The sequence below is a fragment of the Chitinophaga agrisoli genome (assembly GCF_008386695.1).
Taxonomy (GTDB): Bacteria; Bacteroidota; Bacteroidia; order Chitinophagales; family Chitinophagaceae; genus Chitinophaga; species Chitinophaga agrisoli.
The window spans coordinates 325,106-339,076 of record NZ_VUOC01000001.1 but is presented as its reverse complement, the minus strand read 5'-3'; the positions used below and the strand labels follow the sequence as shown (position 1 = coordinate 339,076).

General features: G+C 51.2%; 15 protein-coding genes. 11 read left to right on the top strand and 4 right to left on the bottom strand.

What is annotated here, in order from left to right:
* Positions 1-31: 31 nt before the first annotated feature.
* The 4 genes from F0L74_RS01370 (at position 32) to rsgA (ending at position 4,180) form a co-directional block, all read left to right on the top strand.
* Positions 32-898: a DUF58 domain-containing protein gene (locus tag F0L74_RS01370; RefSeq protein ID WP_149836049.1), complete on the top strand. Its 867-nt coding sequence runs from the start codon at positions 32-34 to the stop codon at positions 896-898.
* A gap of 26 nt (positions 899-924) precedes the next feature.
* A complete protein-coding gene (locus F0L74_RS01365) occupies positions 925-1,950 on the top strand; it encodes a flagellar basal body-associated FliL family protein (protein ID WP_149836048.1) in 1,026 nt (341 codons plus the stop codon).
* A 118-nt stretch (positions 1,951-2,068) separates the two neighbouring features.
* Entirely contained in the window at positions 2,069-3,079 is a 1,011-nt protein-coding gene (locus F0L74_RS01360; protein ID WP_149836047.1) for a vWA domain-containing protein, read from the top strand.
* A 171-nt stretch (positions 3,080-3,250) separates the two neighbouring features.
* Entirely contained in the window at positions 3,251-4,180 is a 930-nt protein-coding gene (rsgA, locus tag F0L74_RS01355) for a ribosome small subunit-dependent GTPase A (protein WP_149836046.1), read from the top strand.
* Here rsgA and F0L74_RS33185 read toward each other — a convergent pair.
* The 3 genes from F0L74_RS33185 to F0L74_RS01350 form a co-directional block, all read right to left on the bottom strand.
* A complete protein-coding gene (locus tag F0L74_RS33185; RefSeq protein ID WP_188315818.1) occupies positions 4,177-4,329 on the bottom strand; it encodes a hypothetical protein in 153 nt (50 codons plus the stop codon). The two genes, rsgA and F0L74_RS33185, sit on opposite strands and share 4 nt — an antisense overlap.
* 65 nt (positions 4,330-4,394) lie before the next feature.
* Positions 4,395-4,544 (bottom strand): hypothetical protein, encoded by a 150-nt coding sequence (locus F0L74_RS33180; protein ID WP_188315817.1) that lies wholly within the window; start codon positions 4,542-4,544, stop codon positions 4,395-4,397.
* Positions 4,545-4,580: 36 nt separating this feature from the next.
* On the bottom strand, positions 4,581-5,093 hold the full coding sequence (locus F0L74_RS01350; RefSeq protein WP_149836045.1) for a gamma carbonic anhydrase family protein: 513 nt from the start codon (positions 5,091-5,093) through the stop codon (positions 4,581-4,583).
* A 105-nt stretch (positions 5,094-5,198) separates the two neighbouring features.
* Between F0L74_RS01350 and F0L74_RS01345 the strand changes: the two genes are divergently transcribed.
* The 7 genes from F0L74_RS01345 to F0L74_RS01315 all read left to right on the top strand — a co-directional run bounded on the left by F0L74_RS01345 (position 5,199) and on the right by F0L74_RS01315 (position 10,481).
* Positions 5,199-6,392 (top strand): aspartate aminotransferase family protein, encoded by a 1,194-nt coding sequence (locus F0L74_RS01345; RefSeq protein ID WP_246197596.1) that lies wholly within the window; start codon positions 5,199-5,201, stop codon positions 6,390-6,392.
* Positions 6,393-6,803: 411 nt separating this feature from the next.
* Positions 6,804-7,445, top strand: a complete 642-nt coding sequence (locus tag F0L74_RS01340) for a hypothetical protein (protein WP_149836044.1) — start codon at positions 6,804-6,806, stop codon at positions 7,443-7,445.
* A gap of 30 nt (positions 7,446-7,475) precedes the next feature.
* Complete coding sequence (locus tag F0L74_RS01335) at positions 7,476-7,772, top strand: winged helix-turn-helix domain-containing protein (RefSeq protein ID WP_149836043.1); 297 nt, start codon at positions 7,476-7,478, stop codon at positions 7,770-7,772.
* Positions 7,773-7,823: 51 nt separating this feature from the next.
* Entirely contained in the window at positions 7,824-9,164 is a 1,341-nt protein-coding gene (gene creD, locus F0L74_RS01330) for a cell envelope integrity protein CreD (RefSeq protein ID WP_246197594.1), read from the top strand.
* 5 nt (positions 9,165-9,169) lie between these two features.
* Entirely contained in the window at positions 9,170-9,403 is a 234-nt protein-coding gene (locus F0L74_RS01325) for a hypothetical protein (protein ID WP_149836041.1), read from the top strand.
* Positions 9,400-9,774, top strand: a complete 375-nt coding sequence (locus F0L74_RS01320) for a diacylglycerol kinase family protein (protein WP_149836040.1) — start codon at positions 9,400-9,402, stop codon at positions 9,772-9,774. Before F0L74_RS01325 ends, F0L74_RS01320 begins: the two co-directional genes overlap by 4 nt.
* 56 nt (positions 9,775-9,830) lie before the next feature.
* Entirely contained in the window at positions 9,831-10,481 is a 651-nt protein-coding gene (locus F0L74_RS01315) for a DUF1361 domain-containing protein (RefSeq protein WP_149836039.1), read from the top strand.
* 88 nt (positions 10,482-10,569) lie between these two features.
* Here F0L74_RS01315 and F0L74_RS01310 read toward each other — a convergent pair whose 3' ends face one another.
* A complete protein-coding gene (locus F0L74_RS01310; protein WP_149836038.1) occupies positions 10,570-13,941 on the bottom strand; it encodes a TolB-like translocation protein in 3,372 nt (1,123 codons plus the stop codon).
* Positions 13,942-13,971 lie beyond the last annotated feature (30 nt).

Sequence of the window (13,971 nt, the reverse complement as noted above, 5' to 3'; positions counted from 1 at the left end):
AATTTTTAACTTTTAACTTTTTACTGCTCCCGTGGATACTGCTGAAATACTCAAAAAGGTAAGACGCATAGAGATAAAGACCAAAGGGCTCTCCAACCACATCTTCTCCGGAGAGTACCACAGCGCCTTTAAAGGCAGGGGTATGTCTTTCAGCGAAGTAAGGGAATACCAGTTCGGCGATGATGTACGCTCCATCGACTGGAACGTGACCGCGCGTCTTAACCATCCCTTTGTAAAGATCTTTGAAGAGGAAAGGGAGCTCACCGTTATGCTGCTGGTGGATGTAAGCGAAAGCTCCGTATTTGGCACCGTACATCAGAACAAACGTAACCTTATCACGGAGCTATGCGCCGTAATAGCCTTTTCCGCCATCAATAATAATGATAAGGTAGGGGTGATCTTCTTCAGCGATGGGGTAGAAAAATATATCCCTCCCAAAAAAGGGAAATCACATATCCTGTTCATTATCCGGGAACTGCTGTCCTTTAAGCCTAAAAAGAAGGGCACCAATATCCGGGAAACCCTCCGCTTCTTTAACAATGCCGCTAAAAAGCGGAGTATCGTATTCCTGTTAAGCGATTTCCTGGCCGGTGACTACAAGGATGCCCTCACCATCGCTTCCCGGAAGCATGATATGGTGGGCGTTCATGTATACGACCAGCGTGATAAAGAACTGCCGCCCGTAGGCCTCATCCAGATGGCAGATGCGGAATCTGGCGCCCGCCAATGGGTAGATTCGGCCGATAAACGCGTACAGCAGTTCTATACCCAGCAGTTCCTGCAACATGTGCAGTACTGCCGCAACGCTTTCCTGAAAAGCGGCGCGGAGCTGGTAAGCGTACGTACCGACGAGGATTATGTGAAAGCATTGCAAACATTTTTCCTGAACAGGGCATAAGTTTTTAAAGCGGAGCAAAAACCATCATGCGAAGAACAACTGTTAAACTGATTATTTTATGTGTGTTGCTGGGGTATGTGCTGTGTCCTTTCCGCTTGCTGGCCCAAAGCCCATTTGAGGTAAAGGCCCGCACAGATACCGACAGGATACGGATAGGAGAGCAGCTTAAGCTGGAACTGACCGCAGATCTGGACCTCAACAGCATGCCGGGCGCCTCCCTCAAGGTGGTATTCCCTAATCTGCCGGATTCTTTTGCCCATTGGGAAGTAGTGGACCGGACCGGATTGGATACCCTGGGCCAGACCAACGGCGAAAAACACTTTAAGCAAACGCTTACCCTCACCAGCTTCGACTCCGGTCACTGGGAAATACCGCCGCTTAAGTTTGAAGTATATTCCACTAGGACCGATGGCTCTTACGACTCCATGTTCACCCAGCCTATCGGCATAGATGTGGGCACGGTTACCGTAGATACCACCAAAGCATTTAAACCTATCAAAAGCGTAAGGACCGTTGATTGGGCCTGGCTGGATTACTGGCCCTATATGGCCGCCGGCGCCGGCCTGGTGATCGTGTTATTTGCACTGTGGTGGTTCCTGCTCCGCAAACGCAAAAAGAAGGAGCCCGCGCCGGAACCTGTATCGCTGGAGCCGGTATACGATCGTACCATCCGCCTGCTCAAAGAGCTGGATACAGAAAAAGTTTGGCAGCAGGGTAATGTAAAGGAATACTACAGCCGCCTGACAGACATTCTGCGTACCTATTTCGAGGAACAGTTTGGCATAGCCGCCCTGGAACAAACCACGGCAGAGCTGCTGCAGAATATAAAACCGGTCACTATCCTGAACCAGCAGCGCGATAAGCTGCGTTCCCTGCTCTCCCTGGCAGATTTGGCCAAGTTTGCCAAACTGCAGCCATCGCCAGAGGAACATGTTGACAGCATGCACAAAGCGATGGAGATCGTGGAATGGACCAAACCAGCCGCCAGGCCGGCAGAAGGACAAGGCTTGCCGGCGCCCGCGAATGGAAGCGGTAATCATACAAAGCAATAATGAACGCCGCCGGTGGCAGGGCCCTTACGCTCATCCCACGGCCTCGCAGGTGCTTCAACGGTAAGTATCGTTAATAGCCGCAGGCATTCGTAATTAGTAAATAGTAATTCGTAATTGAATGGATTTGTCGATCTGGAAAAATATAACATTCGCCTATCCCTGGTGCTTCTGGTTACTGTTACTGATACCGGTGATGATCTACTGGTACTTTAAACAGGGCCGCAAACAGCAGGGCGCATTGCAAGTCTCTTCCATACAGGGGCTCAAAGGGTTGCCCGTATCCTGGAAGGCCCGCCTGCGGCCTATACTACTGGTGCTGCGCATCCTGGCTTATGCCGCCCTGGTAACAGCGCTGGCCCGCCCGCAGACCAGCAATACCTCTGAAAATATTGACAGCGAAGGCATAGATATCGTATTAAGTATAGACATCTCCGGCAGTATGCTGGCAGAAGACCTGCAGCCCAACCGCCTGGAGGCCGCCAAGACCGTAGCCGTAGATTTCGTGGCCAAACGTATCAGCGACCGTATCGGCCTGGTGATCTTCTCCGGTGAAAGCTTTACCCAATGTCCCATCACCACGGATCACGCCGTGCTCGATAACCAGATCATGCAGGTAAAAAGCGGCATGCTGCAGGATGGTACCGCCATCGGTATGGGCCTGGCCACCGCCGTAGACCGTTTACGCAGCAGCAAGGCCAAAAGTAAGGTCATCATCCTGCTCACAGATGGCGTGAACAACACCGGTCTGATAGATCCGCTCACCGCGCTGGAAATAGCCAAAGCATTCAAGATAAGGGTCTACACCATCGGCATCGGCACCATTGGTAAGGCGCCTTTCCCCATGACCATGCCGGATGGCAGCATACAGATGCAGATGCAGGACGTGCAGATCGATGAGCCGCTGATGAAAAAGATCTCCGCAGAAACCGGCGGCAAATACTTCCGGGCCACCAACACGGCCGGCCTCAAAAATGTCTACGGCGAAATAGACAAACTCGAAAAGACCAAGGTAGAGATCACCTCCTACAAGCGTTACGCAGAACATTTCTTCCCCCTGGCTATGCTGGCCCTGGCCTGCATCCTGCTGGAAGCCGTACTGCGCTACACCGCTTTCCGGAGCCTGCCTTAAACATACCAGTGATTAGTTTTTAGTGGCTAGTGAAGAATGCGGGCAACCGCATCCGGCGCTAGCCACTGATCCAACCCTCCTACATCCCCGCCCGGCCCGGTACCCTCATCCCCCCGGCAAACTCGTCCCGGTTTATTGTATCTTTGCGTCCTCAATAACAAATAGTCACTATTGAAAGGAACCGTATACAAATCTACCGGCAGCTGGTACCTGGTAAAAACGCCAGATGGGGGACAATACCAATCCCGCATAAAAGGTATTTTTAAGCTGGATGAAGATATCACCTCCACCAATCCTATCGCCGTAGGCGATATGGTAGAGATCGTGCCGGAAGAGGCGGAAGGAAGCACCGCAATGATCACACAGATCGGGGAGCGGCGCAACTATATCGTCCGCAGTTCCCCCCACAAACGGGTGCATAAGCATATTGTAGCCGCCAACCTAGACCAGGCCATGCTGATCTGCACCATTAAGGAGCCGCGCACCTCCCTGGGCTTTATAGACCGTTTCCTGGTCACCGCAGCGGCCTATCACATCCCGGCCATCCTGGTATTCAATAAAAAAGATGTATTAAAAGAAAAAGACCTCCTCCGTTTCCGCGAGGTAGAGGAGCTCTACACCCGCATCGGCTACCAGGTATTACTGGTCTCTGCCGCTAAGGAGGAAGGGATCACCACCATACAGGACCTCCTGCATAATAAGGTTACCCTGATGTCCGGCCATTCCGGCGTGGGCAAATCTTCCCTGATCAACCGCTTGCTGCCCAGCCTGCAGCTGCGTACCAAAGAGGTAAGTGGCTGGAGCGGTAAAGGCATGCATACCACCACTTTTGCAGAAATGTTCGATCTGCCGGATGGGGGCCAATTAATAGATACTCCGGGTATCAGGGAATTAGGCATAATAGACATTCCCAAAACAGAGCTCTCACATTATTTCCTGGAAATGCAGGCCTATATCACAGAATGCCAGTTCAATAACTGTCTGCATGTAAATGAGCCCGGCTGCGCCGTAAAGGAGGCCGTAGAGGAAGGGGAGATCCACATAGAGCGTTATGTCAGCTATGTAGCCATCCTGGAATCGATGGAAGACGAAAAATATTAATCCCTTTTCTTAGGTTTATTCAGCTCGTCCAGCACTTTCTCAGCACCCCAGTTCTTGCGGGGAGAAGGGCAACCGGTCTTTTGTGTGCGGCACGCGCTGAAAACAAGGATACAGGCGGCTATCAGCACCAGAGTAATAAAGTTACGCATAGGAATAGCAGGGCAATGAACGGACGCAATATTGAAATGAACTAAAGGATCGGCCAAATGAACTGCTAGAACACCCGGCTATCCATCTGACGAACGGCCTTACGATTATCACTTCTATTGCCCTTACTGTAGAAATTATTACCAGGGCAGCCGTATTGGGTAGCACAACTGGAGATCATGGCCATAAGCCATAAAAGGAGTAGTAGTTTTTTCATAGGGAGGATAATTTGCTGCAATATAACAATTTATTCTCATTTGAACCAGCCGGCGTACATGAGGTAATTGTTAGCAATGCGGTTAATTTCCCCGCTGATCAGCTCCATACTGATGTCTTTTACCTTTTTGGCGGGTACCCCGGCATAAATGGTCCCCGGCTCCACTTTGGTGCCTTCCAGCACTACCGCCCCGGCGGCAATAATGCTGTTGCTGCCTATATGGGCATTATCCATCACAATAGCCCCCATGCCTATCAGCACATTATCATCCACCGTACAGCCATGCACAATGGCATTATGGCCAATGGATACATTATCGCCAATGATGGTCTTGGTCTTCTCATAGGTACAATGGATCACCGCCCCATCCTGCACGTTCACTTTATTACCCATACGGATGCTGTTCACATCGCCCCGCACTACCGCGTTGAACCACACGCTGCAGCCGTCCCCCATGATCACATCTCCAACAATAGTAGCATTGGGCGCAATAAAACAGTCTTGTCCAAGTTCCGGGTGTACGCCTTTAACGGGTAAAATAACGGGCATGTTAAAATAGATTTTAGTTATTAGCTTTTAGCCGTTGATAGTATAGCAGCATACCACCAACCCTGCTAAATGCTGCGGGGCAAAGTTAACAATTACTACCTTCGCATGCATATGAACAACCGGCAGCTTTTTTTACGTCATGTAGCGCAAACTTCTGATGCACCTTTAGCCCTGGAAATAACCAAAGCCCAGGGTATGTATATGTGGGATGCAGATGGCAAACGGATGATGGACCTCATCGCAGGCATCAGCGTATGCAACATCGGCCATTGCCATCCAAAAGTAGTAAAGGCCATACAGGAACAGGCGCAGTCATACATGCACCTGCTGGTATATGGAGAGCTGGTACAATCGCCGCAGGTCGCTTTTGCCAGCCTGCTCACCCAACACCTGCCCGCCACTTTGAATAGCGTATACTTTACCAATTCTGGCGCAGAAGCCGTAGAGGGCGCCATGAAACTGGCTAAACGTTATACCGGCAGAACGGGCATCATCGCGTTCAAAAACGACTATCACGGCTCTACCCAGGGCGCGCTCAGCCTCATAGGGCAGGAGGAGTGGCGCAACGCTTACCGCCCCTTGCTCCCGGATATCCAGCACCTCGACTATAACGACTTCTCCTCGCTGGACTATATCACCACCCATACTGCCTGCGTAATAGCAGAAACCGTACAGGGAGAGGCCGGCGTGCGCGTACCACAACAAGCCTGGCTCCAGGCCCTGCGCGGGAAATGTACCCAAACCGGTACACTCCTCGTCCTGGACGAGATCCAATGTGGCCTGGGACGTAACGGCACCCTCTGGGCCTTTGAGCAGTTCGGCATAGTACCGGACATCCTCCTGTTAGGCAAAGCCCTGGGCGGCGGTATGCCCTTAGGCGCCTTTATCGCCGACAAGGAGATCATGTGGTGCCTCACCAACAACCCCGTACTGGGTCATATCACCACCTTTGGCGGCCATCCCGTAAGCTGCGCAGCCGGTCTGGCCGGTATGCAGGCCTTGTTAGACGAACAACTGATCCCCGCCGTAAAGGCAAAGGAGCAGCTCTTCCGCAATTGCCTGCAGCACCCCGCCATCAAAGAGATCCGTTCCCTGGGCCTCATGATGGCCGTAGAGCTGGAAAGCTTCCCCGTAAACAAACAGGTAATAGACTACTGCATCAGCAGGGGCCTCCTCACAGACTGGTTCCTCTTCTCCGCAGAAAGCCTGCGTATAGCCCCGCCATTGATCATCACGGAAAAAGAGATCAAAGAGGCCTGCGGGTTGATAATAGAGGCGTTGAATAAAGTAAAGAGATAAAGTAAAGAGATAAGGTAAAGAGATAAGGTAAAGAGATGAAGTAAAAGGATACTGCTCTCGTCACGCTCCCAATACCCAGCCTCCCCCTCCCGCCTGACGTGCATACCGCGTTGCCGGCAGGTTTCTCGGTGGGGCCTTGGCCGGCGCGGCTCCTGCAGCCACTTGCCAAACGAACCACCCGCGGCGGGCGCAGCCCCACAGAGAAACACTGCCGGCATAGCCTATCCCTTCACCTCCTCGCGCGGCTTTTCGCACGCCCTCATCTTCCCTCCGCCCATCCGCTTCAATCCCTCATCTCCCCCTCCGGCCTGGCATAGCATATCCCTTCCCCTCCGCCCGCCTCCAATCCCCCACATTTTATTTTGATTCCTCAAATCTTTCCGTAACTTTGAATCTCAAAGTGCTTTTCATATGAACGAACAGCAGCATCTTGAAACGCTGAGCGACATCAAACGTATCATGGAACGAAGCAGCCGCTTCATCTCCCTCAGTGGGCTTAGCGGCGTATGGGCCGGCCTTACCGGCCTCGCCGGCGCCGCAGTGGCCTTTACCCAGATGAGCGACTACTACATCGCCTGGGATACCCGTGGCAGTTACAGCGATGCGGACTACGCCGCGTTACGCTATAACCTCATCACATTGGGCGCTATCGTACTCGCAGTAGCCGTTGCCGGTGGGTATTATTTCACCCGCCGCAGGGCGCGCCGCAACAACGTTCCCATCTGGGATGCTACCTCCCGCAAAGTACTCGTCAACTTCGGTATCCCCCTGGTCGCCGGCGGATGTTTCATACTGGGTCTCATGTTCAACAACTTTGTTACCCTTATAGCGCCTTCCTGCCTGGTGTTCTACGGCCTCGCCCTGGTAAACGCAAGTAAATATACCCTGAGCGATATACGTTATCTGGGCCTGGCAGAAATAGCCCTGGGCATATTAAATATTTTCTTTTTGCGCAGAGGGCTTTACTTTTGGACCCTGGGATTTGGCGTCCTCCATATCGTATATGGCCTCGTAATGTGGTGGAAGTATGAAAGGCCTGCCAAAGAGCAATAACGCATATTTTTTTATGGAAATGGCGATCAGATGAATCCAATAGGTAATCTCAATAAATTATTCGATAGCCGCATCCGCCTAGGTGTCATGAGCATACTCATGGTAAATGGGGAAATAAGCTTCAACGATCTTAAACAGATGCTGGAGCTTACAGATGGCAACCTTGCCTCTCACCTCAACACCCTGGAGGAAAACGGCTATATCAAGGTGCACAAAGGTTTTGTGGGCCGCAAGACCAATACCACCTATTCTATCACCAAGTCCGGCGAAAAAGCCTTCAAAGGCCATCTCACCGCCCTGGAAAATATGATCAAATCAACACGCTGATATTTTTTTGTCTATACACTTTGAAATACAAAGTACTTTAAACTTATGGTAATGGAAAATTATAACGAACATCCTTCTTTTCTGCAACGCCACGCCTACGCTATCAAAGCAGTCATCATAGGCATCCTGGTACTGGTACTGCTCATCCCAACCGCCATGATCATGGGTTTGATCAATGAAAGGCAGCGCATGCAGGACGATGCCACCAATGAAGTGAGCGCCAAATGGGCCAACGCGCAAACAGTGACCGGTCCCATACTGGTAGTGCCTTACCAGCGCGCCAATGCAAAAGGAGAGCTGATCACCCAAACGGCCTTTTTCCTGCCGGATAAGCTCAACGTCAACGGTGCGCTGACTCCGGAAATACGCAAGCGCGGCATCTATGAAGTGGCCCTGTATAACTCCCGCCTGCAGCTCTCCGGCTCCTTCGCCACGCCGGATCCTGCTTTGCTCAACATCCCCGCTGCCAGCGTGTTATGGAAAGAGGCCTATCTGGCCGTTGGCATCAGCGATATGCGCGGCATCGGTAACCAGGTACAGGTAATCTGGAACGGCCAGCCCCACGTTTTTAACCCCGGTACCCCGCCCGGCGATGTGCTCCAGAGCGCCATCGTGGCCAAAATACCCCTGTCAGCGGCGGAAGGTGATACCACCGCCGGCGGCAGCTTCTCTATCAACCTGGAGCTCAAAGGCTCCGGCCAGGTATACTTTACCCCGGTAGGGCAGTATACCCAGGTAGACCTGAACGCTCCCTGGGCCAATCCCAGCTTCGACGGGGCCTTCCTGCCCGGCAAACGCACCATCAGCGATAATGGCTTCAACGCCAACTGGCAGGTGCTCCATACTAACCGCAGCTTCCCCCAAAGCTGGACCACAGAGAATAAATACGATATACATACCGCGGATTTTGGCGTAAAACTCTTCCTCCCCGTGGATGGATACCTTAAATCCACCCGCGCCGTGAAGTACGCTATCCTCATCATCGGCCTTACCTTTCTCCTGTTCTACTTTATAGAGCTGTTATATCATCATTCCGTTCATCCATTACAGTATATATTGATCGGTGTGGCCTTGTGCATTTTCTACACGCTGCTCATAGCTTTGGCAGAGCAGCTTAGTTTTAATGTGGCTTACCTGATCGCAGCAGCCCTTACCCTGGGCCTGGTAACCGCCTATGCAGCCAGCGTATTTAAGAAGCTGGGCACTACCATGGCGGTAGGCGGTACCCTATTTACCCTCTACCTGTTCATTTATGTGATCATTCAATCAGAAGATCAGGCACTGCTGATGGGCAGCCTGGGCTTGTTCATCATCCTGGCTATCGTCATGTACTTTAGCCGTAAGATCAAATGGGATGAGCTGGGCGGCAATGTCAGGCCGGTTCGAAACTGAGGTGCATGAAACAGCATTGGTTTAAAAAACAAGGATGGATCTACATCCCCACCAGCATCCCGGGCAGCCTGCTCACGATCTTTGCCCTGGTGCTGGTGGGCTGGTGCTGCTGGACGATAGACCGCAGCACCAGGTCCCTCCCTGATGCGTTGATCCACTTTTTTGGTTATTTTACTTGTGTCGCTTTCTGGTGGAAGTGGATAGCGGAAAAGACCGCTCAAAAAAACAATGAATCATGATCCCTCCAAAAACAAGTTACCTGCGCCGCCGGCTGCTGAGCTTTAAATACTCATTTGACGGTATCGCAGCTTTTTTATCTTCAGAGCCGCATGCCCGCATCCATGCCGCAGCTACCGTAGTGGTAGTGGCGCTGGGTATCTACTGCCGCTTAAGCCCCACGCAGTGGATAGATATCTGTATTGTAACAGGTATGGTATGGGTAGCGGAAATGTTCAATACGGTCGTGGAGAAGATAATGGACCACCTCTCCCCGGATTACCACCCCCGGGTAAAATGGATCAAGGATGTGGCCTCCGGGGCCGTGCTCATAGCGGCTATAGTGGCCGCTATCACCGGTGCGGTAGTATTTCTGCCCATGTTCGTTAACTAGCATCGTAAACGGGGTCAATAAAATTTAAACCGATAGTAAACCATAATAAAGAAAGTATGCAATTAGCTACCATCGTTGGTAACAGGCGTAATGCCTTAGTGTTGTCCGTGGCATTCAGTCTCTCGTTATTACTCTTCCGTTTCATTCATACGGGTACCTTCCAGCATGTATACCTGCTGTGGAACCTGTTCCTGGCCTGGATACCGTGCCATATCACATTGATCATGCAGCACTATGGCCAGCACCGCTGGAAACTGCAGGTATGGCTCCCCGTTTTCCTGGCCTGGCTGGTATTCCTGCCCAATGCTCCTTATATTATTACAGACCTGTACCATTTACCGGAAGGCGCTGGCCGCGTGCCTATGTGGTTTGATCTGATCCTGATCCTCTCTTTTGCATGGAATGGCCTCCTGTTTGGCTTTATCTCCATCCGCCAGATGCAGCGTATGGTGGTCATCCGCTATCCCAAAGTGCTGGCGCAACCCTTCATCGCCACCATCATGTTGCTTTCTGGCTGGGGCGTGTATATAGGCCGTTACCTCCGCTGGAACACCTGGGACCTGATCGTATCACCGCTGCCCCTCTTGCGGCAAACCGGCGCCATGATCATATTCCCCTGGCAACATACCCATGTATGGGGCTTCACCATCTGTATGGGATTGTTCATGCACATCATTTACACCGCAAAATTTGGAACCAGGCAATAATACCTGACTACCTATTCCCATGAAGAGACCCAAATAAAAAAGGCGATATCAAACTGATATCGCCTTTCCTTTTATGCTAATAGTTGGCTTAAAAATCTACTCCCATACCAAAATACCAGATCGGCTTGCCGCGGAAGAACGCGATGGCCGGCCAGCCGGCGTCTACCCGCAGGAAATAACCTGCTATGGTAGTACGGGCGCCAAAACCATAACCGCCTACAAAGGGACCTAGGAAGCCTTCCTTGATCTTCACCGTTACGCCATCGCCACCCTGGTAATAAGTGTAGTTGGCGTCCTTAAAGTTCAGCTTGCGGGTCCAGGCAGTGCCCAGGTCTATGAACTGCGTTAACTGGAAGTTCCGCAGGAACGCAGAGTTGATCGGTTTGTCTATAAAAGTGGCAAATACCGGTAAACGTAATTCAGAGTTAAACACCATCACGTTGTTACCATTACGGGCATTCTGCTTATAGCCACGCAGCGGTACTGCCAGCGTCTGGTAAGCATAGTTCTGGGTAAGGTCCACCGGTGTATTGGTATTGATCTTCGGGTTCAGCCAGCTGTCTACGCCACCCAGGTAATACAGCAGCTTGCGCGTGCCCCAGGAAAGATCGGCAGAAAAGCGGGTGGCCCATATAAAGTTGCGGTAGATCTTCTCATAGTGGCGTATATCTACGCCGGAGTTAAAGGTGAATTTACCCTTACCGGCTGCCGTGGGGTTAAACACCCCATTCAGATCGCCGGATAGCTGGGCATTCGCTTCACCATAGATCTTATACCGGGTACCCTCCCATATATTGATGGCCGGGTTAATAGTATTGTCGTACACATACTCCAGGCGGCCTAAAGCATAGTTCTCTGTAAAGTCCTGCACTTTCAGGCTGGGCTCATCGCTGCCCAGGATCACCATACGGTCATTACGGAAGCCTACCTGCATACGGATGCTCCGTACCTGGTCAAACGGATAACGTACATCCAGTTGGTACAGGTTGGTCTTCAGTTTTACAGGATAGTCAACTGAGCCGTCGCTCAGTAAAGACTTATCTACTTTCCGATAATAGGTGAACTTATAGTCAAAACGTTTCTTCAGGTAAGCAAAAGAAGCAAAGTATTCCGTACCATCCAGGGAGGAGGGGAAACGGAAACCGCCGCTGAACTTATAATCCTCCATCAGATCACTGATGCCTATGCGGATCAGGCCGTTCACCGGGTCCGTCAGGCGGATGGGCTCTACCGGCTGACCGGTAAAGGGCTGATATTTGTTCACCAGCACAGAGTTATCGATCTGGGCTATCAGGTAGTCAGAAGAGAACTTAAGCTTATAAGGCAGCAGCCGTGCTTTCTTAAGTACGGCGTCGGCCTGTGGTAACAGCTGTACCGGCGGAATGCCTTCTTTCACCGCGCCCACAGCAGTATCTGCCGGGTCATTGCCAAACTCGCTCTGGAAAAAGTCCGGTTTCTTGGCCGTATCTTTTACCTGCTGGTGATAGGTGGGCAGTCCCAGCCGAAGGCTGTCCAGATGCATCTGGTACTGGCGGAAGCTGGTAGGCCTTGCATTTACATTACGCCTGCGCAGCGCAACCGTATCTACCTTCAGCTTATAAAGGCGTTTATAGTCGTTTACAGCAATTACTTCAGATACCGTACCCTGATCGCCTGCTATGCGCGATTCCTTGATGCCATACTGGTAGTTGGTCACCGGGAACACATAGGAAGAGTCATTGGTGATGGTAATAGCGGCCACAGAGTCCGGCGCGCTGGCGCCATATTCTGCCAGGGTAGAGTCCAGCTCCGTTTTGTCAGGGTTATGCAGTATCTCAGCGCCTACAAAGAACAGGCTGTCCACACCCGCCCGCTCTGTCTTAAAGAAGCCGGCATAGCGGTTACGTATACCGTTCTCGTCGGTCACAAAAGTAAAGTGGGTGGTATTGTACTGCATGGGCAAACGGGCGTCGCCATACTTCAGGTCTGTCAGTTTGGAGATCTGTTTTTCAGAGGTCTTGTTCCAGTTATCGATCAGGAACACATTATAATGACCGCTGGGCAGCACCGTATCCGCAGTGCGGGCAGTAGGGCTGGGCCGGTTGCTGGAGTAGATGATACCGCTTTTACCCGGGAAGGCTACAAAAGACGGGTCCAGATCGTCCCACACATCATTCGTGATCTGCTCTACCTTAAAATTACTGATACTGTAAGTAAAGATATCCGTATGTCCGTTTTTGATAGCAGATAGCAACAGCTGGTTATCAAACTCAAAGAAATATTTCATATCCACCACCCGGTCAAACTGGTTCAGATCCTGGCGGATGGTGGTCTTGGTCAGCAGATCATACACCATCAGCTTGGTCTTGCCTTCATGCTCATAGATGATGGCCAGACGGTTGCCTTTCTGGTTCCAGGCCAGCAACGGATAGTTGGGGTCCAGCTGGTTGGCCAGCTGTTTTACGCCGCTGCGCAGCAGTATCTTGGGTTTCATGTCACCCAGCTGTATCTGCACGCGGTACAGGCCTTTCTTGTATTCCACCACCGCATAGGTATTGTTACGCGGGTTAGCCTGGAAACGGAAAAAGTCTGACTTCTTCGTTTCACGGGCTACAACAGTCCGGCCGCGGGTCACCTGGCGGCGGCGGCGGTTATCCTGTTGGTATCTCTTGATGTTATACGTCATGAAATCTTGCAGGGCCTTTTTAGGCGTCTGGTTCAGCACCTGCTCAAACCCTTTCTTAAGCCCCCGGTTAATACGGGTGATATATTGCAGATAAGGAACCGCATCTTTACCATACTTACTTTCCACATAATACCAGAAAGCATGGCCGGCCAGTGTAGGATGATCATAGGCCAGCGAGTTGAATTTGGTATACTTTCCGGATAATATGATCGATTTCAGCTGCTCGTCCTCTTCCGCATTCCAGTTCTCTGCGGCATAAGCAATAAAACCGTCCGTAAACCACTTGGGAAAATCTATCAATACAGAGTTACCGGCAAATTCACCTATATCCTCGCCAAATAACTGGGTCTCCAGCATCACCCGGGCTATACCCTGCCGTATCAGGGTGCGCAGGTGGTCATGGTCGCCGTCAAAGTACACAAGCATCTTATTCCCCACCAGTTTCGTTACACCCCCCGTATTTTGCCAGTCTACCCCTATCCCGATGTTGGATTGCTTCATCTCGCCAAAGCTGTTATAAACCACAATATTCAGGCGCTGGCGAAACTGAAACTCCATGAACTGCTCCAGGGAGGGCAGTTCCTTTTCCGCTACCTGGGCAACATATTTGCCCAATTCCAACCCGTTCTGGGCGAAATAGGTATTGAAATGCCGGGTTTGATAATACCGCCACTTGAAATTCTTATGTTGAACACGGTTTTGTCCGAATTCAACCGCATTGGTTTGGGCCTGGGATAAAAACGTGGCTAGTAAGAGGGTACCGGTAAAGAATAACCTGGTAGTAAATCGATTCATACGGAAAGTATTGATAATATTGTGATCTGA